Here is a 22,264-nt window from a genome sequence, read left to right as displayed (position 1 = left end):
CAGCTTTGTCTGTCTCTGATAGATGCGAGGGTCGTCAGCGATACTGGGCTCATCAACTTCGGACCCGGGGGCACCCGCTAGTAGACTGGCCTAATGATGAGCATCCTTTCGACAGTCCAACACCCCCAGGACCTGTCCAAGCTCACGGAGGAGCAGCTGGACCGGCTTGCCGAAGAGATCCGGCAGTTCCTCATCGCCAATGTCTCCGCCACCGGCGGACATCTCGGCCCTAATCTGGGTGTGGTTGAGCTGACGTTGGCCATTCATCGGGTCTTTGACTCACCCCGTGACTCGATCATCTTCGACACTGGGCACCAGTCCTACGTACACAAGCTTCTGACCGGACGGCAGGATTTCTCCACCTTGCGACAGCAGGGCGGACTCTCTGGCTACCCCGAACGCGCTGAATCGGTTCACGACATCGTGGAGTCCTCCCACGCTTCCAGCTCGCTCTCCTGGGCAGACGGAATCTCGCGAGCACGCCGACTCGGTGGTGAAAGCGACCGTTATGTCGTCCCGATCATCGGTGATGGCGCCCTCACCGGCGGCATGGCCTGGGAAGCCCTGAACAATATTGCGGCCGATAAAGACCGGCGAGTGGTGATCGTCGTTAATGACAACGGCCGCTCCTACGCTCCCACTGTGGGCGGTCTGGCCAATCAGCTTTCGAAACTGCGCCGCGGCGTGTTGGATAAAGTCCGTACGCATCCGGTCTACGAATCTGTGATGGACGGGACCAAACAGCGTCTTCAGCATGGTGGTCCTGTCTCGCAGATGGTCTACCGCAGTCTGCACGCGGCAAAGAAGGGCGCTAAAGACTTCTGGGCACCGCAGGGACTTTTTGAAGACCTGGGCATGAAGTACATCGGCCCCGTTGATGGCCACAGCCAGAAGGCGCTGGAAGAAGCACTGACCGATGCCAAGAACTACGCCGGACCCGTCATCGTCCACGCGATGACAGAGAAGGGTCGAGGATACGCCCCGGCGCGTGCAGATGAAGCGGACCAGTTCCATGCCGTCGGTGTCATCGACCCTGAAACCGGGGAACCCGTCAGCCGGGGCGCCGCCCGGTCCTGGACAAGCGTCTTCGAAGAGGAGATCGCCGCTCTTGCCGATGAGCGTGAGGATATTGTTGCGCTGACCGGTGCCATGTTGATCCCAGTGGGGCTGCGGAAGTTCGCCCAGAAATACCCCGAGCGAGTCTTCGACGTAGGAATCGCTGAACAGCATGCGGTGGCCTCCGCTGCGGGCTTAGCCTACGGGGGACTCCACCCGGTGGTCGCGGTCTATGCCACGTTCCTGAACCGAGCCTTCGATCAGCTCCTCATGGACGTTGCGCTGCATAAGGCCGGTGTGACCCTGGTGCTTGACCGGGCGGGTGTCACTGGTCCCGATGGCGCGAGTCATCACGGAATGTGGGATCTTTCCATGCTGCAGATCGTGCCTGGGATTCAGATCGCCGCCCCGCGCGATTCCACACGGCTGCGCGAAGAACTCCGTGAAGCGGTCTCCGTCAGTGATGCCCCCACGGTGGTGCGGTTCTCCAAAGGTTCGGTCAACGGAGAGATCGACGCCGTTGAAAGGCTTGCCGACGGGGTGGATGTGCTGTTCAGCAGTACTGAGCCCGAGGACGACGGCGGCTACTCTCATGATGTACTGATTGTGTCAGTGGGCACGATGGGTGAGCTATCTCTGGATGTGGCTCGGCGCCTTCAGGATCAAGGCATTACAGCTACGGTGGTGGACCCCCGCTGGGTGCTGCCTGTTCCGGAGTCTGTGGTTTCGCTGGCAGCGCGGCACCGCATTGTGGTGTGCATCGAGGACGGGGTCAAGGTTGGCGGCGTGGGTTCGCGGATCCGGCAGACCATGCGCGAAGCCGGTGTGGACACCGCCTTGAATGAGGTCGGACTGCCTGTGGAGTTCTTGGCACACGGTTCACGTGACCAGGTTCTGCAGCGCGTGGGACTCACCTCCGCGCAGATCGCGCAGGACACTGTGGCGCAGGTGCTCGGAACTAAAGTGCCTTTCGCCCGCCGTCTGCCCGGAGAGAATATGCCCACCGGGGAAGTGCCAGTCTTTAACCCGCGCCGGTCTTAGAAGGTGCGCATTCCGCGGACCGAGATGATCCATTCGTGGTCGCCATGGGGACCTGCTTCCACTGTGGCGCCGAAGGCATTAGCTCGCTCCTTCAAACCCTCCAACCCTGCTGTCAGGGCAGGACTGTTCTGGTGCCGTTGCCGATCTACAGTGTTGATGACAGCCAGGTCCACATGGTCTCGGTCGACCGCCACCTTGAAGTGGCAGCGCGCCTGAGGGTTCTCTGCCTGCCGGGCACCGTATTTGATGACATTGGTGCTGGCTTCCTGTAGCACACGGTAGAGCACAGTGTGAATACTGGGGGAGAGGCTCTGCGGGTTTCCGCTGAACTCCTGGGTCACCGGGATTCCTGCAGCTTCGATTTCCTGGCTGAACTGCTCCAGACCTGTGAGCAGATCCATGCCGTCGTGGCTGGACTCGCTAATGGCGCCTTCGCTGGTCAGCAGTTCCAAGACACGACGCAGATGCTCACCAGCGCTTCGGACATGCTCATCAATGCGCCGGAGTTCTTCAGCGGCGGCTGCCTCAGCCGACTTGCCTGAGACTGACTGAGCCTGGAGTCCGATAATCGTGAGGTCGTGTTCGATGCTGTCATGCAGTTCACGAGCCAACTCCCGGCGTTCCCGGGCCCGCTGTCGCTGATGCTCCACGAGCTCGCGCTCGGAGCGTTCTTGCTTCAGCCGCATCTTGCGGAACGCGCGGCCCACGAGGTATGCCACGGCTACTACTGCTGCCAGCGTGGAGGCGAGCACCAACTGGGTCAGCGGATCTTCCATCAACCAGGCTAGATACAGACAGAACGCCAGAACGATCCCGGCGTACACCGTTCGTACATGCCGGTGCGAATATGCTGCGGCGACTCCCACCATGATCAGTAAGAAGAGAGTCTGCTCGAGCGAGGTAAATCCGAGCAGCTCGGTGGCCGCAGTCGCCACCAGGCTGCCCAGCAGCGCCCAGACAACGCCAAGCGCGAGCAGGGCCAAGCACATCATGACCAGAGCGAAGCGGAGGTAGTAATACCCGCTGAGACTGTAGTCCGGATCGACCAGGGAAAAGACAAACCCCAGCATGAACCACAGTACAAAAAGCAGGGCAAGGAGCGTCAGCAGCGCACGTGGCGGCTGCTGAAACTGCTGCGTTTCTGTCACAGGTTAGGGAGTGCAGAATCGCCGGTCGAAGTACCGGCAAAGCCATTCTTGCCCAAGAGTCAGAGGTCGAACGGAGACGTCAGTTGCGGAGCCTGAAGTCACCGGACCAGACACAGCGGGCGGGATGATTTCACCCACGGATGCGCTGCTGGTGGCGTGTGCCGGTCCAGCGATCATGACAGCTGACATGGCCAAGCCGAAGGCGGCGGCCGTGATTCTTGTGAGATTAGACATGGTGTGTTCCCCTCTCTATGTGAACAGGATAGGCCCATTTTCAAGATCTGGGGAGAGTCTGTTCATAAATCACGAATGCCGACCTCTCGGCTCCAGGGGAACGGCTAGTCGGCGAACGCTTTACCGTTGACCCGCTGGCTGATTCCCTGCTGATCCAGGTAGGGCGTTATGCCACCACGGTGGAAGGGCCAGCCTGCTCCGAGAATCATGCACAGATCAACATCCTTAGGGGAAGCCACCACCTCCTCCTCCAGCAACAGCCCGATTTCTTCCGCTAGTGCTTCTAGAACCGTTGTGCGGACTTCCTCAGTGGTCTTAGGGTCATCGCCAAAGCTCATCAGCGCCAATGTGGAGTCCTTGATGTGCTTGTCGCCATCGGCTTCGGCGCTCCAGATCTCGGTGACCCCGTGATCGATCAGGGCCTGCAGATTGGCGGAGACGTAGAACCGCTCACCAAAGGAGGAGTGCAGAGACTCCGTGACGTGCTGAGCGACCGGCAGCCCGACCATGGCCAGCAGATCGAAGGGAGTCATGGGCAGGCCTAGTGGCTTGAGCGCCTCATCTGCGGTCCGTGCGTCAGTGCCCTCATCGAAGGTCTTCTGCACTTCTGCCATCAACCGCAGCAGCACACGGTTGACCACGAATGCCGTGGCGTCCTTGGTGAGCACCGGAGTTTTGCGCAGCTTGGCCGCCAGAGCGAAAGCTGTGGCGATGGGCTCATCGGCTGTCTGAGACGTGCGGGCGATTTCGATCAGCGGCATCACCGCAACGGGGTTGAAGAAATGAAACCCGATGACACGCTCCGGGTGTTGGAGATCTGCCGCCATCTCGGTGACAGAAAGAGACGAGGTGTTCGTCGCCAATACAGCATCGGAAGAAATGATCTCCTCAAGCTCAGCAAACACCTGCTTCTTGACGCCGATCTCCTCAAAGACCGCCTCAATCACAAAGTCAGCATCGGCGTACACCGACTTATCAGTGCTGCCGGTGACCAGATCAGCAAGTGCAGTGGCTTGTTCCGCGCTGAGCCGGCCCTTCTTCAGCTGCTTCTGGGTCTGATCACGCACATAGTCCAGGGCCTTATCCACTCGGTCCTGGTCCAGATCCGTCAGCACCACAGGTACCTGCAGGTGCTGTGCGAAGACCAGAGCGAGCTGAGAGGCCATGAGCCCGGCACCGACAACGCCCACTTTGCGAATCTCACGGGGAGCAGCCCCAGGAACACCAGCGGGCTGCTTGGCGCGCTTCTGCACCAACTCCATGAAGGCGTAGACCACATTCTTGAACTCATCGCTGACCAGCAGCTGTCCAAGTGCTTCTACCTCTGCCTTGCGGTCCTCGTCCCGGCTGCGGTGCCGAACCTGCTCGAACACCTCCAGGGCACGAAGCGGTCCCGGTGCGGTGTCGCCGGTCTTGGCGGCGACGAGACTTCGGGCGGTCTCAATGGCTCGTTGCCAGGCCGCCTCCCCGGCGTCGTGCTCACGGTGTGTTGTGACGCGCTGGGTCAGTTCCGCATCGCCGGAAATAATCCGTGCGGCGAAATCCAGGGACTGCTGCTCAAAGGAGTCAGGGTCCAGCAGGGCATCAGCGAGGCCAATCTCGTAGGCTTCACGGCCTTTCAGGGACCGGTTGTTGTTCAGCGGGTTCTTGAAGATGACCTCGACGGCGCGCTCGGGCCCGATCAGCTGGGGTACCCGGTAGATACCGCCCCAGCCGGGGATGAGGCCCAGGAAAATCTCAGGCAGTCCCAGCGCCTTAGCGTCAGAGGACACGGTGCGGTAGTGAGCAGCCAGGGCGATCTCCAGCCCGCCGCCCAATGCGGTGCCGCTGATGAACGCGAAGGTCGGGACCGGAAAGTCCGCCAGCACGTTGTAGGCCTCATGTCCCAGGTCCGCCAGCCCGCGACCCTGATCCGGATCAGTCAGCTGCCGGGCGGAGACGATATCAGCCCCCGCTGCTAGCACACCGGGCTGGCCGATGACGGCTAGCCCGGCGATTTCGCCCGCTTGAGCTCGCGGCAGCTGAGCGGCCACTGCTTCGCCGAACTCGATGAGCGAGCCGGGGCCGAGGGTGTTCGGACGCTTGGGGTGATCGTTATCAAGCCGGATCAGCGTCAGAGTCCCTGCGCCGTGAGGCAGGGCGACGTCTTCCACACGGCTGTGCGTGACAGTCTCCTGGGTGAACGACTCGGTCAGAGTGGTGAAGCGGGAGAAATCAGAGGTCATCAGTGGCTCCTAGCAGTGCTGGGGAGGAAGTGCGTCCTGCGTCACACTCTACCGGTGAGTAACCGCGCCGTGCCACCTGTAATTCAGAGATTCTCCAGCGGCTCTGGGTCCAGCATGGCGACAGTAATGATCGCTGCGCACTGCTCTACCTGCCATTGTCTCGCGCCGTGCTCGCGCAAAGCGGCGCTGACCGAATCGAGATCCAGCTGCGGCGGGGGAGTCCAGCACAGCTGTTTCAGTACTGCCGGGGCCAACAGGGTCTCCGGCATGAGCTGAAGCTGCTCAGCTCGGCGGGCGAGCCGATCCTTAGCCGTGCGGAACTGTCTGAAGGCCTCAGGATTACGGTCCTTCCAGGTCCGCGGCGGTGGGGGAGCACCCGTGGAGCGTGGCTTGCCCGGCAGCTCCTCGGTCTTCATACCCGCCTGGACTGCGCGCAGCCAGCGGGGGCCTTCCCTCTTTGCGGCCCGACCATGGAACCCCGGTACCGACAACAGCTGTGGAACTGTGCGCGGCTGGGCCTCGGCGGCGGCGACTAGGGCTGAATCGGGCAAGAGATGCCCCGGGGCTAGGTCCTTCTTCTCCGCCAGGGCGTCGCGAGCGCGCCACAGTTCGCGTAACACCGCTAGCTTGCGAGGGGACTTCAGCTTATTGATGCCGGTGGTCTTGCGCCAGCGCTCAGCGTAGGGCACCAGCGTCGGCTTATTGGCGCGTAGGTACTCAAACTCCTCGACCGCCCACTCAGTCTTGCCCTGTTCGGCGAGCAGTGCGCTGAGCTTCTCCTGCAGCGGTACCAGCAGCTCCACGTCTAACGCGGCATAGCGCAGCCAGTCTTGCGGCAGTGGGCGCTTGGACCAGTCGGCAGCTGAATGTTCCTTGGCCAGCCGGACTCCCAGCAGCTGTTCGACGACGGCGCCCAGACCTACGCGCGGCAGCCCTGTCATCCGTGCCGCGAGCTCGGTGTCGAAGAGCTGATGCGGGCGCATTCCCAGCTCTGCCAAACATGGCAGGTCCTGGCTGGCCGCGTGAAGAATCCACTCGGCTGAGCCCAGCGCCTCTTGAATGGGCAGCAGGCTATTGAACGCCTCTGGATCAATCAGCCAAATTCCGGATCCCTCGCGTTTGAGCTGCACCAGGAATGCTCGCTGACCATAACGAAATCCAGAGGCTCGTTCGGCATCTACGGCCACGGGGCCGGTACCTTGGGCAAGCGACTGCGCAGCGCGCTGGAGGCCACGCTCAGTGTCGATGACCGCAGGGATGCCCTCGGCCGGTTCAGTCAGCAGCGGAAGGTCTTGTGCATCATCAGGTGAGTCGGTCATCTCTTCTCAGCTTCTCCTGACGTGGGGAAGCGCGACCACGCCGTCGGGCAGTGGTGGAAGTCCAGCGAAGGAGCAGACCATATCCGCCCAGGCCTCAAGGTGGGACCCGAAGTGGGGTCCTTTCGGGGTCCAGGAGGCACGCAGCTCGACATCACTACTGGCCACTCTGGTCTGCAGCGATCCGAAAGACTCTGACAGGATCCGGGTGGCAGTCCCGCCGGCGCGACTGTAGCTCACACCGTGCTGTGCCAGCGAGTCGCAGAGCCAGGTCCAGGCGACTGAGGCTAGCAGTGGGTCATTGCCCATCTCCGGCTCGAGTTCAGCGCGAATGTAGATCACCACGCGGAAATCGCCGTCCCAGGTCTGTTGTCCCTGCGGATCATGCAGAAGGATGAACCGGCCGGTGGCGAGAATCTCATCCTCATTCGCTGTGGGGCGTAGGCGTGTGACAGGATGCGCCCCTGCGGGACTGACACCGGGGGCCTGGATCTCAGCGCGAAGCGCCACTGCATAAGGAGCGAGCTTGGCCGGGGCCGGAACCTCTTCGACAAGGGCTTCGGTGCGCGGAACAGCAGCGCGCAGCTCACGGAGAGCGGCACGGAAACTCTGCGGCAGTCCCTCGACTCCCGGAGCGCGCACATGCGTACCCTGCGGTGAGGGATTGGCAGCGCTGCCCAGGGGGCCGAAAACGGTCACGCCAATAGCCTAGGAAGGCAAGCGCCTGCTTCCGCTTAAGGCACGCCGATCTGCCCAGAGATAGCTGCCCTTAACCAGCGGCGACGGCCACTAGTGCATCTAATTGCGCATCAGTGGTCTGCCAGTTGCACATCAGCCGGAGCACCGGGTTCCCTGAGGGGGCGGTATCCCACTCATGAGCAAGATAGGCGCTCTGGATCCTGGCGGCCATCTCCTGGGGCACCTCCGGGAAGACCGCGTTGACCACGGTGGAGCCGGTGATGTTCACACCCTCAAGCGTGGCCAGTGCCTCACCTAGTTTGGCTGCCTGGGCATTGGCATGTTCGGCGTTCTTGCGCCAAAGCTCGGTGCCGAACAGCTCCACCAGCTGGGCAGAGAGGAACCGCTGCTTGCTGGCCAGCTGCATAGAGAACTTACGGATGAACTCGGTGCCGCGTGCGCGGTCGGGGTTGATCACCACCACGGCCTCTGCTGCCAGTGCCCCGTTCTTGGTGGCGCCAAGGGAAAGCACGTCGGCACCGATTTCTGAGGTGATCCCGGCCAAGCTGGTGCCCAGTGCAGCGGCAGCGTTGGAGATGCGCGCGCCGTCGATGTGCACTCCCAGTCCGTGAGAATGCGCTGTCTCAGCCAGTTCAGCCAGTTCATCCCGGGAGTAGAGGGTGCCCAGCTCCGTGGACTGGGTAATGGTCACAGCCTGGGGCTGCGCGGCGTGCACGAAGCCCAGAGCCGAGAGCTCTGCGGTGATATCGGCAGGCCGCAGCTTGCCGTCAACAGTGGGCCGGGGCAGCAGTTTGAGGGCGCCGACACGCTCGGGTGCCGCCCCCTCATCATTATTGACGTGCGCCTGCATGGAGCAGATGGCCGCACCCCAACGATCCAGCAGTCCCTGGAGGCCCACCACATTGGCTCCGGTGCCGTTGAACACCGGGTAGATCTCAGCCTGTGCACCGAACTCGCTCTTGGCCCAGTCGGTGAGTGCAGAAGTCTGCAGATCTCCGCCGTAGGGAAGCGCTGCCGCGGTATTGGCCTCGGTCAGTGCCTGGAGGATCTCCGGACTGACTCCGGCGACATTATCTGAGGCGAACGAGGCATCCAGCTGCTCAGTAGCTTCTACTCGCTGTTTGCCCAATTCAGGCCTCGCTTCCGGCGTCGTCGCTTTTCTCGAACCGCATAGAAATGGAGTTGATGCAGTAGCGCAGGTCGGTGGGAGTGTCGAAACCTTCACCTTCGAAGACATGACCCAGATGGGAGTCACATGTTCCGCAGCGGACTTCAATGCGCTGCATCCCCAGGGACTCATCACGGATGTAGGTCACATTTGTGCCCTCGGCCGGCTGATAGAAGCTGGGCCAACCGCAGCGGGAGTCAAACTTGGTCTCCGAGCGGAAAAGCTCCGCACCGCAGGCCCTGCAGAAATACACGCCGGTGTCCTTGGTGTCCCAGTATTCACCGGTGTAGGGCCGCTCAGTCGCGCCTTGTCTGAGTACTTTGTATTCGGCATCGGAGAGTTTCTCGCGCCACGGATCGTCACTCATGCCTCTATCTCACCACGTCAGGGCCTGCGCACGTAAGCTGGACCTAAGCAACAGGCCCTGCGAGCAGGTGGTGATGCAGTTGAACAGAAATCTCCGGCGAACCCTCAAAAGATCAGCTGATCAGGGGCAATGGGCGCAGCTGCGCAGCGGGCGGGAGGCTCGTGCGATGCTGCGTCGGCTGCGAGGGCAGGAGTCAGAACACACCCCCTGGGTGCGGGCAACAGTACTTGGGGCTGGAACCGGCCTTGCTGCTGGTATGACCCTCACTGCCTTGGCTTCCGCAGTGGCCGGCTATTTTGCACGCGTGGTGGTCACCCCGGTGAAGGAACGCGTAGAGGATCTGGAGATCCTCGCAGTGGTCAGCGGCCCCCGGGGTGACGAAGTCATTCTTCCCGCCACCCCTGAAACGGTGGTGGACGGGGTCTATGGACTGTATTTCCACGGTGGCAAGGCTTTCGCCCGAGTGGGTGAGATTACCTCCTTCACTCCGCGCGATGGCACGATTGCGCGCCGAGTCGAGGCCGTTGAGGGCGGTGATCTGCGACGTGCGGTGCGGGGATGGTGGTCATCGGTGGCCTATCAGACCCCAGAGGCTGCGGGTTTCAGCGCCGAGGATGTGGTCATTGACCTGCCGGGAGGGCCGGCACCGGCCTGGTATGTTCCCGCTGCCCAGGACAGCACCGGGCCCCTGGCCGGGCGCGGTATCTGGGCAATCATGGTGCACGGGCGGGGCGGCAGCCGCACCGAAGGAATCAAAGCGCTGCCAGCGGCGCACAGTTTGGGAATCGATTCGCTGCTGCTCTCCTATCGCAACGACGGCGAGGCACCGGCTGCACCGGATGGCCGCTACGGCCTGGGGGTGACCGAATGGGAGGACATCGAGGTTGGCATTCAGTATGCCCTGGACCATGGGGCCCAGCAGGTAGTGCTTTTCGGCTGGTCCATGGGCGGGGCCATCTGCCTGCAGACGACCGACCGTTCGCCACTGGCTGCTTATGTGCGTGGGCTGGTGCTCACCGGACCGGTGATCGACTGGATTGACGTCCTGGCGTACCAGGCACGCGCGCTGAAGATCCCTGAGCCAGTAGGTCGGCTCACCCGCTGGTTCATTTCGAATAAGGCCGGCCGTCGAGTCACCGGGTTGGCCTCACCGGTGGACCTGCGGATTCTGAATTGGATCGACCGGGCAGACCAATTGCATGTGCGCACATTGATCCTGCATAGCCGTGATGACGACGTCGTGCCCTACGGCCCCAGCCGTGACCTCGCCCAGCGCAACCAGATGGTCTCCTTTGTGCCTTTCGCCAGTGCGAAGCACGTTAAGGAGTGGAACCACAGTCCGCTGCGTTGGGAACGTCACGTCACGAGCTGGCTCACCGACCTCTTTAACCAGCCCGAACCTGGACAGAGCAGCGACGTCGATCCCGGAGCCTGAACCTTCGTCAAGAAACTGTAGGAATGACCCCCATTCGGGGGATAGTTCCTACAGTTTCTTGACGCTACTTCGCTAGGTGCTCCCGAATATTTCGCTTGACGCGGCCGAGCATGGCACTCATCCCGCGCAGACGCAGAGGAGTGATGGCTTTGCCCAGCCCCAGGCGCTGATGCAGGTCATCAGGAGTGTTCAGAATCTCCTGGTAGCTGAGTCCTGACAGGCCCTGCTGCAGGATGGAGGCAAATCCGCGGGTGGTGGGCGCCTCTGCCGGTGCGGAGAAAATCAGCTCAGCGGTTCCGGCTGCATCGTCGTACTCCATAGCCAGAAACAGCGGTGACTGACACTCCACCACCTGCTCCATGGAGTCGGTGTAGTTCTCCTGGTACTTGGCAGGAAGCTCGGGAAGTTCGCGGGAGAGTTCCAGCAGCAGCTCAAGCTTCTGCTGGTCCGGTACGGCGGCAAACTCCTCGACGATCTCAGCCAGCTGTTCGGGAAGATCTGCGGTCTGGGTCATTTCTCCAGCCTACTTCTTCCGCACCCGCCCTACTTCTCTGGTGCCTGGCCGGGTCCCTCACCCACAGCGATGGGCAGCCGAACTGCGTTGCCCCACTCTGTCCAGGAACCGTCGTAGTTGCGCACGTTCTGGTAGCCCAGCAGATGCTGCAGCACGAACCACGTGTGTGAGGAGCGCTCGCCGATTCGGCAGTAGGCGATCACCTCATCTGCCTCACCGATGCCGGCCTCGTCCCTATAGATGGCCTCAAGTTCGGCGCGTGATTTGAAGGTTCCATCGTCATTGGCGGCTTTGGCCCAGGGCACGTTGGCGGCGGTGGGGATGTGGCCGCCGCGCAGGGCTCCCTCGCCTTCAAAACCGGCAGCCACCGTGACCTCACCGGTGTATTCCGGATTCGATCGCACGTCCACCAGCGGCTTGCCGAGATGGGCCAGGACGTCTTCACGGAAGGCCCGGAAGGTGGCATCGTCGCGGGATGCCGGTGCGGGATAGTCCGCCGGGGCGGGGGAGGGCACGTCAGTGGTCAGTTCACGTCCTTCTTCGATCCACTTGGCCCGGCCGCCGTCCAGCAGTCGCAGATCCTGGTGGCCGAAGAGGGTGAAGACCCACAGAGCATAGGCTGCCCACCAATTCGAACGGTCACCGTAGAAGACCACAGTGCTCTCCGGAGTGATGCCCTTTGAACCAACGAACCGGGAGAACTCCTCGGCGTTGATGAAATCGCGGGTCACCGGGTCATTGAGATCGGTGTGCCAGTCAATCTTCACCGCACCAGGGATGTGGCCGGTGTCATAGAGCAAGACGTCTTCGTTGGACTCCAGGATCACCACATCGGGGTCGTGGAGGTGCTCAGCAAGCCAGTCGGTGCTGACCAGGGCGTGCGGATTGGCGTACTGGGTGAGGTCCTTCGCGGTCATGGACTGGCCCTTTCGTATCGCGTGGGGAAGACGTTGTGTCGACTCCGACCAGAGTAGTCCTCCCAGCGCAGACCCAACCAGGGTTCCGTCACAGGAGGCAATATCGGTTTGAGTAGAGTGGGTGGCATGCCATCGAACGTCACGCCGCTGTCTGAGCGCACTCCGCAGGTCACCGTCGAAGACCTGCTTGAAGGGTTGCGGCCCTCCTTCCGCTTCTCCGAGGTGTCCTTTGACAGCTACATCCCGGACCCGGCTCATCCTTCGCAATCCGAGGCGGTGCAGGCCCTGCGTGGCTTCGCTGAGGGTATTGGCGGAACCAGCGGAGGTGGAGGGTTCTTCTCCAAGTTTTTCGGGGCCAAATCCCCACGCGCTGCTTCTCCTGCAGGTATCTACCTCGATGGTGGGTTCGGAGTGGGCAAGACCCACTTGCTGGCCTCGCTGTACCACGCAGCCGGGGCCAACGGGGTGCCGGAGAACCGTCGTGCTTTCGGAACATTCGTGGAGTACACCAACCTGGTGGGCGCGCTGACCTTCCGGAAGACCGTAGAGGTCTTGAGCGACTATCAGCTGGTGTGCATTGACGAGTTCGAACTCGACGACGCCGGGGACACCACCTTGATGTCTCGGCTGCTGCGTGAACTTGCCGATGCCGGAGTGAAGTTGGCGGCCACCTCCAATACCCTTCCCGGTTCCCTCGGTGAGGGCCGGTTCGCGGCGTCGGATTTTAAGCGCGAAATTCAGGTGCTGGCAGATCAGTTCAGAGTGATCAGGGTCGACGGCGAGGACTACCGTCACCGCGGGCTCCCGGAGGCACCTGCCCCGCTGAGCACCGAAGAGCTGACGCCGTTTGCACAGCAGAAGTACGCCGACAAAACGATCGTCGTTGATGATTTCGGCGCCCTGTGCGAGCACCTCAGCAGAGTCCACCCCAGCCGCTACCGCCAGCTGATCGCTGAGACCGATGTCTTAGTTCTCAAGGATGTGGACACCATCGAGGGCCAGTCGCTGGCTCTGCGTTTTGTGGTGCTGGCTGATCGTCTCTATGACCAGGATGTGAAGATCATCGCTTCCGGTGCTCCCTTCGACCGGCTGTTCACCGAAGAGATGATGAGCGGCGGGTATATGAAGAAGTACCACCGCGCGGTCTCCAGGCTGACGGCTCTGGCAAGGTCCGGTCAGATGGGCGAGCAGGCGCTCTAGCGATCCAGGGTGAGGCACTACTGGAGAACGTTCACCTAGCATTCATGGACTAGTGGTTCTATAACGGCGTAATACGCATAGCGGCGAAAGGCAGCATCACATGGTGAAAGACCCCTTCAAGGAAGTGGGCGCTGGACCCCGGCAGAATCTGCGGGAGTTCATTGATCAGCTGCGTGAAGGCGGTTACACCGTGCGCGATGGTCATACGCCAGATCCTGACCTCATCGATCCGCAGGGCAATGCTGTGGAGACCTGGCAGGACAACTATCCCTATGATTTCCGGCTGGACCGGGATATCTATGAGATCGAGAAGTACCACCTGCAGGTGGAGCTACTGAAGTTCCAGTACTGGGCCGAGGACTATGGCCTGCGTCATGTCATCGTCTTTGAAGGGCGCGACGCCGCGGGCAAGGGTGGCACCATCAAACGGTTCACCGAGCATCTGAATCCGCGCACGGCACGGGTCGTGGCGCTGAACAAACCTTCGGACCGTGAACGCGGCCAGTGGTACTTCCAGCGCTACATCTATCACATGCCAACGGCTGGAGAAATGGTCCTCTTTGACCGTTCCTGGTACAACCGCGCTGGTGTGGAGCGGGTGATGGGGTTCTCCTCGGATGAGGAGTACGAGATCTTCATGAAGCAGGCTCCGGTGTTCGAGCAGATGCTGATAGACGCTGGCATCCATCTGACCAAGTTCTGGTTCTCAGTGACGCAGCGGGAACAGCGCACGCGCTTCGCTATTCGGCAGATCGACCCGGTACGGCAGTGGAAGCTTTCACCCATGGATCTGGAATCCCTGGACCGTTGGGAGGCCTATACGGAGGCCAAAGAGGAGATGTTCCTGCGCACTGACACCGACCACGCACCCTGGATCACCATCAAATCCAACGATAAGAAGCGTGCGCGGCTTAACGCGATGCGCTATTTCCTCTCACAGTTTGAATACGAGGGGAAGGACCATGAAGTCGTAGGAGAGCCGGATCCGCTGATCGTTCAGCGCGGTCGCAATGCCGTAGGTGACTAACTGGTCGTTGCGGGCGTGCTGACGTGCTGATGCGCTGGGGCGTGACGATGCGCGTAGGATGATGGCTGATCACTTTCCCCAGCAGAGGAGAATAATGAGCGCTGATATTGGAGTTACCGGTCTTGCTGTCATGGGCGCGAACCTGGCCCGGAACCTGGCTCGAAACGGTTACACCGTAGCTTTGCATAATCGTTCTGTGGCACGTACGGACTCTCTGCTGAACAGCTATGGGCACGAGGGCAACTTTGTGCGCACTGAGTCCCTGGCCGAGTTGGTCCAGTCCTTGGAGCGTCCGCGCCGGGTGCTGATCATGGTCAAGGCCGGTGCCCCGGTGGATGCGGTGATTGATGAACTTCTCCCGCTGCTGGAAGAAGGCGACATCATCATTGATGCCGGTAACTCCTTCTATGAAGAGACCCGACGGCGCGAAGCGGCTCTGCGGGAGAAGGGGCTGCACTTCGTCGGTGTGGGTGTCTCCGGTGGTGAGGAGGGCGCACTCAACGGGCCTTCGATTATGCCCGGTGGATCGCGGGAATCGTACCAGGCGCTGGGCCCGATGCTGGAGAAGATCGCTGCCGAATACCACGGTGAGCCCTGCTGCGCGTGGGTGGGCACTGATGGTGCTGGGCACTACGTGAAGATGGTGCACAACGGCATTGAGTATGCCGATATGCAGGTCATCGGTGAGGCCTATGATCTGATGCGCTCTTTGGCTGGGTTGGAGCCGGCTCAGCAGGCTGGGGTTTTCCGGGAGTGGAACACCACTGATTTGGCGTCGTATCTGATTGAGATCACTTCTGCGGTACTGGAGCAGGAGGATGAACTCACTGGTCGTCCGCTGGTGGATGTCATTGTTGACTCCGCTGGGCAGAAGGGCACTGGTCGCTGGACTGCTATTTCGGGTCTAGAGGTTGGTTCTCCGGTGACCACGATTGCTGAGTCGGTGTTCGCCCGTTCTATCTCTTCACAGCGTGAGTTGCGCGCGGAGACGTCCCGGGTCTTCTCTGCTGGGATTAATGGTGTTGTCAGTGCTGAGGAGCTTTATTCAGAGCAGGATGCTCAGCAGGACTTCGTGGAGGATGTGCGTAAAGCGCTTTATGCCTCGAAGTTGGTCTCCTATGCGCAGGGCTTCGATATGCTCACTGCCGCTGGATCCGAGTTCGGTTGGGAGCTGGATCTGCGGACCATTGCTTCGTTGTGGCGGGCGGGCTGCATTATCCGGGCGGATCTGCTGGATACCATCATGAAGGCCTACGAGGTCCCGGAGGAGCGGCCTAAGAATCTCCTGCTGGCCCCGGCCTTCACCGAGGCGCTCAATGAGTGCTTGCCCGCATGGCGACGCGTGGTTGCTGCCGCGGCCACCTATGGTGTGCCAGCGCCGGTGTTCAGTTCATCATTGGCTTATTACGACAGTCTGCGTCGTGATCGACTGCCGGCCTCGTTGACGCAGGGGCTGCGTGATTACTTCGGGGCTCATACCTATGAGCGGGTTGATAAGCCAGGTACCTTCCACACTCGCTGGAGCGAAGACCGCTCCGAGATGGAGATGTAGAGAAGTTCACCCCTGACGACGACGCCCGGCCTCCTTGAAGGAGAGCCGGGCGTCGTCGTTGTGAATCAGCTGCGGATCAGATGAACAAGGCAGGGTCCAGGGCGTACTCCGCGGGATCAACCGCGGGCTGATGCTCCTCGGGCGACCGTTTGCGATCCTTGGCGGGTATGCCGGTCAGGATTGAATTCTCCGGTGCGGATTTCACCACTACAGCGTTTGCTCCGATAGCGGAGCCGGCACCGATCTCCACCGGACCCAGCACTTTGGCACCTGCCCCGACGACGACGCCATCGCCCAACGTGGGATGGCGTTTAGTCTGCTCCAAAGAACGCCCGCCAAGGGTCACCCCCTGGTAGAGCATGCAGTCATCACCGATTTCGCTGGTTTCGCCGATGACAACACCCATGCCGTGATCGATGAAGAACCGCCGCCCGATGGTGGCTCCGGGGTGAATCTCTATCCCGGTAAGTCCCCGGGTGACTTGGGAGAGTATGCGCGCAGGGGTCTTCAGCGCCTTGACCTGCCACATCTTGTGAGCCACGCGATGGGACCAGACAGCGTGCAGACCGGAGTATGCCAACACGATCTCAATATTGCTGCGGGCAGCGGGATCGTGTTCGCGAGCGCTGGCGATATCCTCGCGCATACGGGAGAAGAAACCCAAGAGTCAGCCTTTCACAGAAACAATCACAGGGTTACGGTTCCGAGGCTCAGCCGCGGATGTCTTCATAGAGCAGCGTGGAGATATACCGCTCGCCGAAGTCACAAGCCAGGGTCACAATGAGTTTGTCCTGCATCTCCGGCCGCGCTGCCACTTCCAAGGCCGCGGCAACATTGGCGCCGGTTGAGATGCCGCCCAGGATGCCCTCCTTAGTCCCCAGCTCCCGTGCGGTGCTGACCGCGCGCTCCAGGTTGGCCTGGATCACCTCGTTGTAGATCTCGGTGTCCAGAATGTCTGGGACGAAGTTCGGGCCGATGCCCTGGATCTTATGCGGTCCAGCTGCGCCGCCGGAAAGGATAGGTGAGTCCTCGGGCTCCACTGCCACAATATGCAGGTCTGGATTGTACTCACGCAGTTTTCGGCCTGCACCGGTGATAGTTCCGCCGGTGCCGATCCCGGAAACCAGGACATCGACGGCGCCGTCGGTATCACGCCAGATTTCCTCACCCGTGGTGGCGTAATGCACATTAGGGTTGGCCTCATTGGCAAATTGGCGCGCCCAGATCGCGTTGTCGGTCTCTTCCACGATGGCTTTTGCCCGTTCTACGGCTCCCCGCATGCCGTCAGCACCTGGAGTCAGCACGATCTCGGCACCATAGGCGCGGAGCATCACTCGCCGTTCGGTGGACATAGTCTCCGGCATAGTCAGGACCACGCGGTAACCTCGGGCCGCACCGACCATCGCCAGGGCGATACCGGTATTGCCGGAGGTGCCCTCCACAATGGTGCCGCCGGGCTTCAGTACGCCTGCTGCTTCGGCGGCGTTGATGATCGCGGTGCCGATACGGTCCTTCACCGAGGAGGCGGGGGAGTAGAACTCAAGCTTGACTGCCACGTTGCCCGGGAGGTCTGCGGCGAGCCGGTTGAGCCGCACCAGGGGAGTGTTTCCGACAGCTTCAGTGATGTTATTGAGCATGCCCATAAGATGAACCTTTCGGTGGGGAGGGAGTTGTTCAAGATCCTCGGTGCTTAGCCTATCGCCCGAGGCCAGGCCGGAGATGCCCGGTGACGCTGCTTGACTGATTCTCCCGGAGCCACTGGGCCCAGTGCCTGCGCAGGTAGCTGATCTTCGGATCGATGATGAAGTGGCAGTAGCCCACATCGGGCCGCCGAGTATGGAAATCCTGGTGCTCAGCTTCTGCCTCGAAGACAGGACCAAGAGCTTCCAGGGTCGTGACTATCGGTTTGTCATAGTGCTGCTGCGCGGCGGTGATGGCCTCCTGGAACTCCTCCCGCTCAACTGCTGAGGAGAAGAACATAGCGGAGCGGTACTGAGTCCCGACGTCGTGCCCCTGGCGATTCAATGAGGTGGGGTCATGGGTGGAGAAAAATACTTGGTAGAGCACCTCAGCCGGCAGCTGCTCAGGATCGAAGGTGATCTCCACGGCCTCAGCGTGCCCGGTGGATCCCGTGCATACAGCCTGATAATTGGCAGGGCCGCTTCCACCGGTGTAGACGCTGCGCACCGAATGAACTCCGATGAGCCGCCGGGCGATGGAATCTAAGCACCAGAAGCACCCAGCAGCCAACACCACCGTGCGCAACCTGCCACTCGGTGCGCTGAAGAGGTCGGCAGGACGAGAATTCTCAGTCATAGTCTCTGCAACCGGTGCACCGGCGGTGGAATTCCTGCAGGTTGCTCCTGACGACTTCATCAGCGGAGATATGCAGACTTGCCGCGGCTCCACCCGCAGTCACAGGCGGGTCCGGGTAAGAATGGGGCTATGACTGAGACTCCCTCTCTGCAGGCAGTGCTGGATATCGTCGAAGAGCTGTGGCCCCGGAGCCTGGCTGAAGACTGGGATGCTGTGGGCCTGGTGGCCGGACGCAGAGACTCTGCGGTGAAGAAGATTCACTTCGCTGTGGACCCGGTGGCCGCCGTCGTTGATGAAGCCTGTGAGGCGGGGGCGGACCTGCTCATCACTCATCACCCTTTGCTGCTGCGCGGAGCCACCAGCGTGGAGGCGGGGACGTTCAAGGGCGCGGTCATCCACCGGCTCATCGAATCCGGCTGTGCACTACTGACCACCCATACCAACGGCGACTCCGCTGTGGGTGGTGTCAATGATGTACTGGCCGAGATCCTGGGGCTGCAGGACACCGCCCCATTGAAGCCCGCACAGGACGGGCTGCCCGAAGAGGGGCTCGGACGCATCGGTACTCTCCCGCAGGGCACGACGCTGGGCGAATTCGCCGCAAGAGTGTTCGGCATTCTGCCGGCTGTGGCCGGTGGGGTGCGTGTGGCAGGAGATAGAGACGCCTTTATCCAACGTGTGGCGCTCTGTGGCGGGGCCGGGGATTCCCTGCTGGGGGCGGCGCGCGAGGCAGAGGCCGATGTCTACATCACCGCTGACCTGCGCCATCACCCGGCTTCGGAGGCGCGCGAGGCTGCTGCACTGGGCAGCGGCCGGCCGTATCTGATGGACGTTTCGCATTTCGCCTCCGAATGGATGTGGCTACCGGCCGCGGCTCAGGCCCTGGACCGCCTGCTGGCCGACCGGGGATATGAGGTGGAAGTGGCGGTCAGTGGACTTAACAGTGATCCGTGGGACTTTGTGATCACACCTGGCCATTGAGCCCGAGGCAGCTGGTGATTCAGACGCGGCAGCAGGGTAAGGTCTCTGGTCGTGACTGATCTGATTGTTGAGGCCGACGGCGGCAGCCGCGGCAACCCCGGGATTGCCGGTGCCGGTGCGCTGGTCCGTGACGCTGAGGGCCGGATACTGGCCACTACGGCCGTGCCGTTGGGGAAGGCTTCAAATAATGTGGCTGAGTACACCGGGCTGATTGAGGGCCTGCGACTAGCCGCAGCGCTGAACCCTGCCGCGCAGGTGGAAGTCCGCATGGACTCCAAGCTGGTGGTGGAACAGATGAGCGGGCGCTGGAAGATCAAGCACGAGGATATGAAGCGTTTGGCCCAGGAAGCCAAGCAGATTCTGCCGAACTCGCAGGTGTCCTACACCTGGATTCCCCGGGCGCAGAACGGCGACGCCGACCGGCTCAGCAATGAGGCTATGGACGCCTCAGCCGCTGGTACCTCGTGGGATCCCTCGACCAGTGAGATCAGTATCGATCCTGCCGCCGAGGCAGACGAGCCAGGACAGTCCACGACGGAGCATACCGAGCAGGCCATCATCCGGCGGATCGCTGAGGCCCATGACCAGGTGCTTCAGCAGCGGAAGCGGTTAGAGAAGCTGGTGGCCGCGCGAGCCGCAGCTGTGAGCTCCGCCCGTGAGGCGGGAATCTCCCCGATGCGGATCGCCAATGAGCTGGGTGTCTCCGCTGATGATGTCCGGCAGATGCTCGTGTAAGGCGGTCAGCAGAAGCGCATCAGCTGATCAGGTCCAACTGATGCGGTTTCTTCCCGTCTGACTCGCGAATCTCCACAGTCCATCGCTGGGAGGCTACGGCCACGACGTCGTCGATAGTTTGCGGTTCTGCTTCCGCGCGCAGCAGCATCCCGGTGAGTTCACCCCGGGCATGCTTGGCAAAATGTGTGACCACTTTGCGCTGGCCGTCCTTGACGGTGAAGTTATTGACCATCAGAGTCTGCTGGGCCGCGGGTTTGAATGCGTTGGCGTAGGTGGCCGAGCGGCAGTCCACGACGAGCTGGTCACCGACACGATCAGCCATGGTCGCGGCGAGCTCCTTCTTCCAATAACTGGCGAGTCTGCCCAGCGGGTCGAGGGCGACGTCCATGGCGAGCCGGTAGGCAGGGATGCGGTCGGTGAAGCCGGTGGCACCGAAAAGTCCGGAGAAGATCAGCACCTGCCGTTCAGCGCGATGCAACTGCGCGCCGCTGAGGCTGCCGGCGTCTAGTGCGTCAAAGAGCACCCCGGTATAGATCTGCCAGGCAGCGGCTGTGGGGGCTTCGGTGAGTCGGGTGTTGGCCTCCACTTCTGCCATGACTTTTGCTCCGACCTTCAGGATCTGCTGGGCATCCTCCTGTGCGCTGACCCGCACGAGCGCGTGGAGCACCTGGGCACGTGGCGAGCCCAGTTCAGGGAGAGTAAGAGCTTGAAGGTCCAGGCGAGCGCCGTCGTCGTGGGCAGGGGGAGTCTTACCTTCTGAAGGAGGGAGGAAAATTTGCACCGCATTACCCTAGCAACGCCAGCGCTGATCAGCTGCGATGGGAAGAAACTGCATGCATCAGCCGTTACCAGCAGGTGGCGGACCTCATCAGTCCGTTGACGTCTTTGACCGCCGATCAACAGGCAAGGAGCCGAACCCCATGGCTGAACTGCAGGAACTGCTCAAGGACAAGATCGGATTCGGAACTGCCCCACTGGGGAATATGTTCCGCGACATCCCCCAGGACGAGGCACTGGCCACGGTCCAGGCGGCCTGGGACCAGGGCATACGATACTTCGACACCGCCCCGTTCTACGGTGCGGGCCTGGCCGAAGAACGCCTGGGCGAAGTGCTCTCAAGCTATCGCCGAGATGACTACGTGCTCAGCTCCAAGGTTGGCCGGGTGGTTGAGGCCGAAACCGAGAAGAAGGAAGGTCTCTTCGAACACGGACATCCCTACAAGATCACCACCGATTACAGCGCCGATGCCACCAAGCGTTCCATCGAGGACAGCCTCAACCGACTCAAGACTGATCGTCTGGACTTCGTCTTCGTTCATGACACCTCTCCAGACTTCTACGGCGACCAATGGATCAGCCTGTTCGACCAGGCGCGACAGGGTGCCTTCCGGGTACTTGCCCAGTTGCAGGATGAAGGCGTGATCTCCGGGTGGGGGCTGGGTGTGAACACCACTGAACCCATTGAGCTGGCGCTGGACCTTGAAGAAACCACTCCGACGATGAGCCTCTCAGCCACCCAGTACACCTTGCTGCAGCACGAGCACGCCTTGCAGCGCATGATGCCCAAAGCAGCAGAGCAGGGTGCCGGGATTGTCGTCGGTGGTCCCTTCAACTCCGGTGCACTGCTGGGCGGAGAGCACTTCGACTACGCGGAGATCCCCGAGCACATTGCGCAGAAGATCAAGGCGCTGCGGGAGGTCGCCGCACGCCACGGGGTCAGCCTCAAGTCGGCAGCGCTGCAGTTCTCCACCGCCCACCCAGCAGTCACGGCAGTGATCCCCGGTTCAAGCCGCCCCGAGCGAATCACCGAGGACCTTCAGGCTCTGAAGGAAGAGATTCCAGCGGCCTTCTGGGCAGAGCTCAGGGAGCAGGACCTGATCTCCGCGCAGGCTCCGCTGCCGCAGCACTGAACTGACCCGGCGTAGTATGGACAGGATGAAGGGACGGGTCGGCCAGACCATCGCGGCGTTCACCTGAGCTAACAGGTCAGCGCCGAGGAAAGTCCGGGCTCCGCAGGGCAGGATGGTGGGTAACGCCCACTCGGAGTAATCCGCAGGCCAGTGCCACAGAAAACAGACCGCCCGGCTGGTCGCCAGACCGGGTAAGGGTGAAACGGTGGTGTAAGAGACCACCAGCACACCGGGTGACCGGTGTGGCTCGGCAAACCCCATTCGGAGCAAGGTCGAACAGGATGCGTGACTAGGGCTGCCCGCCCGAGCATCCGGGTTGACCGCTTGAGGCCCGTGGCAACACGGGACCCAGATGGATGATGGTCCACGACAGAACCCGGCTTACCGGCCGGCCCGCCCCTTCTCCTCCTTGTGTATGAGGTG

At 61.6% G+C, this 22,264-nt stretch carries 20 protein-coding genes and 1 other RNA gene; 9 read left to right on the top strand and 12 right to left on the bottom strand.

The genetic code is table 11. From position 1 onward, the window contains the following. Positions 1 to 96: 96 nt before the first annotated feature. Complete coding sequence (dxs, locus tag ABEA23_RS13290) at positions 97 to 2,097, top strand: 1-deoxy-D-xylulose-5-phosphate synthase (protein ID WP_345478687.1); 2,001 nt, start codon at positions 97 to 99, stop codon at positions 2,095 to 2,097. Here dxs and ABEA23_RS13285 read toward each other — a convergent pair. From ABEA23_RS13285 to msrB, 6 genes are all read right to left on the bottom strand, one after another. Then, a complete protein-coding gene (locus tag ABEA23_RS13285; protein ID WP_345478476.1) occupies positions 2,094 to 3,245 on the bottom strand; it encodes a sensor histidine kinase in 1,152 nt (383 codons plus the stop codon). The two genes, dxs and ABEA23_RS13285, sit on opposite strands and share 4 nt — an antisense overlap. A 338-nt stretch (positions 3,246 to 3,583) precedes the next feature. Further along, positions 3,584 to 5,704, bottom strand: a complete 2,121-nt coding sequence (locus ABEA23_RS13280) for a 3-hydroxyacyl-CoA dehydrogenase NAD-binding domain-containing protein (RefSeq protein ID WP_345478475.1) — start codon at positions 5,702 to 5,704, stop codon at positions 3,584 to 3,586. Between the two features lie 83 nt (positions 5,705 to 5,787). Further along, positions 5,788 to 7,023 carry a ribonuclease D gene (locus ABEA23_RS13275; protein WP_345478474.1) on the bottom strand — a complete coding sequence of 412 codons (1,236 nt, stop codon included), beginning with the start codon at positions 7,021 to 7,023 and terminating at the stop codon, positions 5,788 to 5,790. A gap of 6 nt (positions 7,024 to 7,029) precedes the next feature. Next, positions 7,030 to 7,719, bottom strand: coding sequence for a DUF3000 domain-containing protein (locus ABEA23_RS13270; RefSeq protein WP_425577188.1), 690 nt, complete (start codon positions 7,717 to 7,719; stop codon positions 7,030 to 7,032). 70 nt (positions 7,720 to 7,789) lie between these two features. Next, the gene (locus tag ABEA23_RS13265) at positions 7,790 to 8,848 is read right to left on the bottom strand and encodes a threonine aldolase family protein (RefSeq protein ID WP_345478473.1); all 1,059 of its coding nucleotides are present in this window, start codon (positions 8,846 to 8,848) and stop codon (positions 7,790 to 7,792) included. A 1-nt stretch (position 8,849) separates the two neighbouring features. Beyond that, complete coding sequence (msrB, locus tag ABEA23_RS13260) at positions 8,850 to 9,254, bottom strand: peptide-methionine (R)-S-oxide reductase MsrB (RefSeq protein ID WP_345478471.1); 405 nt, start codon at positions 9,252 to 9,254, stop codon at positions 8,850 to 8,852. Between the two features lie 73 nt (positions 9,255 to 9,327). Between msrB and ABEA23_RS13255 the strand changes: the two genes are divergently transcribed. Further along, a complete protein-coding gene (locus ABEA23_RS13255) occupies positions 9,328 to 10,689 on the top strand; it encodes an alpha/beta hydrolase family protein (protein ID WP_345478470.1) in 1,362 nt (453 codons plus the stop codon). 64 nt (positions 10,690 to 10,753) lie between these two features. On the opposite strand, the gene ABEA23_RS13250 is transcribed toward ABEA23_RS13255, so the two are convergent. Beyond that, positions 10,754 to 11,203, bottom strand: a complete 450-nt coding sequence (locus tag ABEA23_RS13250; protein ID WP_044494726.1) for a SufE family protein — start codon at positions 11,201 to 11,203, stop codon at positions 10,754 to 10,756. 29 nt (positions 11,204 to 11,232) lie between these two features. Then, positions 11,233 to 12,120: a sulfurtransferase gene (locus ABEA23_RS13245; protein ID WP_345478468.1), complete on the bottom strand. Its 888-nt coding sequence runs from the start codon at positions 12,118 to 12,120 to the stop codon at positions 11,233 to 11,235. A 126-nt stretch (positions 12,121 to 12,246) separates the two neighbouring features. On the opposite strand from ABEA23_RS13245, the gene zapE reads away from it, so the two are divergent. From zapE to gndA, 3 genes are all read left to right on the top strand, one after another. Further along, positions 12,247 to 13,320 carry a cell division protein ZapE gene (gene zapE, locus ABEA23_RS13240; RefSeq protein WP_345478467.1) on the top strand — a complete coding sequence of 358 codons (1,074 nt, stop codon included), beginning with the start codon at positions 12,247 to 12,249 and terminating at the stop codon, positions 13,318 to 13,320. Positions 13,321 to 13,420: 100 nt separating this feature from the next. Continuing rightward, on the top strand, positions 13,421 to 14,347 hold the full coding sequence (gene ppk2 / locus ABEA23_RS13235) for a polyphosphate kinase 2 (RefSeq protein WP_260073132.1): 927 nt from the start codon (positions 13,421 to 13,423) through the stop codon (positions 14,345 to 14,347). A gap of 94 nt (positions 14,348 to 14,441) precedes the next feature. Beyond that, a complete protein-coding gene (gene gndA, locus ABEA23_RS13230; RefSeq protein ID WP_345478466.1) occupies positions 14,442 to 15,899 on the top strand; it encodes an NADP-dependent phosphogluconate dehydrogenase in 1,458 nt (485 codons plus the stop codon). Between the two features lie 76 nt (positions 15,900 to 15,975). On the opposite strand, the gene epsC is transcribed toward gndA, so the two are convergent. The 3 genes from epsC to msrA are packed head-to-tail and all read right to left on the bottom strand — an operon-like array spanning position 15,976 to position 18,215. Beyond that, the gene (epsC, locus tag ABEA23_RS13225; RefSeq protein WP_345478465.1) at positions 15,976 to 16,563 is read right to left on the bottom strand and encodes a serine O-acetyltransferase EpsC; all 588 of its coding nucleotides are present in this window, start codon (positions 16,561 to 16,563) and stop codon (positions 15,976 to 15,978) included. A 46-nt stretch (positions 16,564 to 16,609) separates the two neighbouring features. After that, positions 16,610 to 17,542: a cysteine synthase A gene (cysK, locus tag ABEA23_RS13220; RefSeq protein WP_345478464.1), complete on the bottom strand. Its 933-nt coding sequence runs from the start codon at positions 17,540 to 17,542 to the stop codon at positions 16,610 to 16,612. Positions 17,543 to 17,594: 52 nt separating this feature from the next. Continuing rightward, on the bottom strand, positions 17,595 to 18,215 hold the full coding sequence (gene msrA, locus ABEA23_RS13215) for a peptide-methionine (S)-S-oxide reductase MsrA (protein WP_345478463.1): 621 nt from the start codon (positions 18,213 to 18,215) through the stop codon (positions 17,595 to 17,597). Positions 18,216 to 18,344: 129 nt separating this feature from the next. Here msrA and ABEA23_RS13210 point away from each other — a divergent pair, with 129 nt between their 5' ends. After that, positions 18,345 to 19,196: a Nif3-like dinuclear metal center hexameric protein gene (locus tag ABEA23_RS13210; protein ID WP_345478462.1), complete on the top strand. Its 852-nt coding sequence runs from the start codon at positions 18,345 to 18,347 to the stop codon at positions 19,194 to 19,196. A 51-nt stretch (positions 19,197 to 19,247) separates the two neighbouring features. Next, on the top strand, positions 19,248 to 19,931 hold the full coding sequence (locus ABEA23_RS14285; RefSeq protein ID WP_425577186.1) for a reverse transcriptase-like protein: 684 nt from the start codon (positions 19,248 to 19,250) through the stop codon (positions 19,929 to 19,931). A 19-nt stretch (positions 19,932 to 19,950) separates the two neighbouring features. Here ABEA23_RS14285 and ABEA23_RS13200 read toward each other — a convergent pair whose 3' ends face one another. After that, positions 19,951 to 20,712, bottom strand: a complete 762-nt coding sequence (locus ABEA23_RS13200) for a YaaA family protein (RefSeq protein ID WP_345478461.1) — start codon at positions 20,710 to 20,712, stop codon at positions 19,951 to 19,953. 139 nt (positions 20,713 to 20,851) lie between these two features. Here ABEA23_RS13200 and ABEA23_RS13195 point away from each other — a divergent pair, with 139 nt between their 5' ends. Beyond that, positions 20,852 to 21,841: an aldo/keto reductase gene (locus tag ABEA23_RS13195; protein ID WP_345478460.1), complete on the top strand. Its 990-nt coding sequence runs from the start codon at positions 20,852 to 20,854 to the stop codon at positions 21,839 to 21,841. Positions 21,842 to 21,875: 34 nt separating this feature from the next. Further along, an RNA gene (gene rnpB, locus ABEA23_RS13190) (RNase P RNA component class A) lies at positions 21,876 to 22,241 on the top strand. Positions 22,242 to 22,264: the final 23 nt, after the last annotated feature.

This window comes from Nesterenkonia rhizosphaerae, assembly GCF_039544555.1.
Taxonomy (GTDB): Bacteria; Actinomycetota; Actinomycetes; order Actinomycetales; family Micrococcaceae; genus Nesterenkonia; species Nesterenkonia rhizosphaerae.
The sequence above is the reverse complement of the archived record's forward strand: the minus strand, read 5'-3'. Positions and strand labels throughout refer to the sequence as shown.

What these genes read in the sequence shown, in the direction of transcription:
- dxs (WP_345478687.1), top strand. Translation starts at nt 97, where the DNA reads ATGAGCATCCTTTCGACAGTCCAACACCCCCAGGACCTGTCCAAGCTC.
- ABEA23_RS13280 (WP_345478475.1), bottom strand. Translation starts at nt 5,704, where the DNA reads ATGACCTCTGATTTCTCCCGCTTCACCACTCTGACCGAGTCGTTCACC.
- ABEA23_RS13275 (WP_345478474.1), bottom strand. Translation starts at nt 7,023, where the DNA reads ATGACCGACTCACCTGATGATGCACAAGACCTTCCGCTGCTGACTGAA.
- msrB (WP_345478471.1), bottom strand. Translation starts at nt 9,254, where the DNA reads ATGAGTGACGATCCGTGGCGCGAGAAACTCTCCGATGCCGAATACAAA.
- ABEA23_RS13255 (WP_345478470.1), top strand. Translation starts at nt 9,328, where the DNA reads ATGCAGTTGAACAGAAATCTCCGGCGAACCCTCAAAAGATCAGCTGAT.
- ABEA23_RS13250 (WP_044494726.1), bottom strand. Translation starts at nt 11,203, where the DNA reads ATGACCCAGACCGCAGATCTTCCCGAACAGCTGGCTGAGATCGTCGAG.
- ABEA23_RS13245 (WP_345478468.1), bottom strand. Translation starts at nt 12,120, where the DNA reads ATGACCGCGAAGGACCTCACCCAGTACGCCAATCCGCACGCCCTGGTC.
- zapE (WP_345478467.1), top strand. Translation starts at nt 12,247, where the DNA reads ATGCCATCGAACGTCACGCCGCTGTCTGAGCGCACTCCGCAGGTCACC.
- ppk2 (WP_260073132.1), top strand. Translation starts at nt 13,421, where the DNA reads ATGGTGAAAGACCCCTTCAAGGAAGTGGGCGCTGGACCCCGGCAGAAT.
- gndA (WP_345478466.1), top strand. Translation starts at nt 14,442, where the DNA reads ATGAGCGCTGATATTGGAGTTACCGGTCTTGCTGTCATGGGCGCGAAC.
- cysK (WP_345478464.1), bottom strand. Translation starts at nt 17,542, where the DNA reads ATGGGCATGCTCAATAACATCACTGAAGCTGTCGGAAACACTCCCCTG.
- msrA (WP_345478463.1), bottom strand. Translation starts at nt 18,215, where the DNA reads ATGACTGAGAATTCTCGTCCTGCCGACCTCTTCAGCGCACCGAGTGGC.
- ABEA23_RS13210 (WP_345478462.1), top strand. Translation starts at nt 18,345, where the DNA reads ATGACTGAGACTCCCTCTCTGCAGGCAGTGCTGGATATCGTCGAAGAG.
- ABEA23_RS13195 (WP_345478460.1), top strand. Translation starts at nt 20,852, where the DNA reads ATGGCTGAACTGCAGGAACTGCTCAAGGACAAGATCGGATTCGGAACT.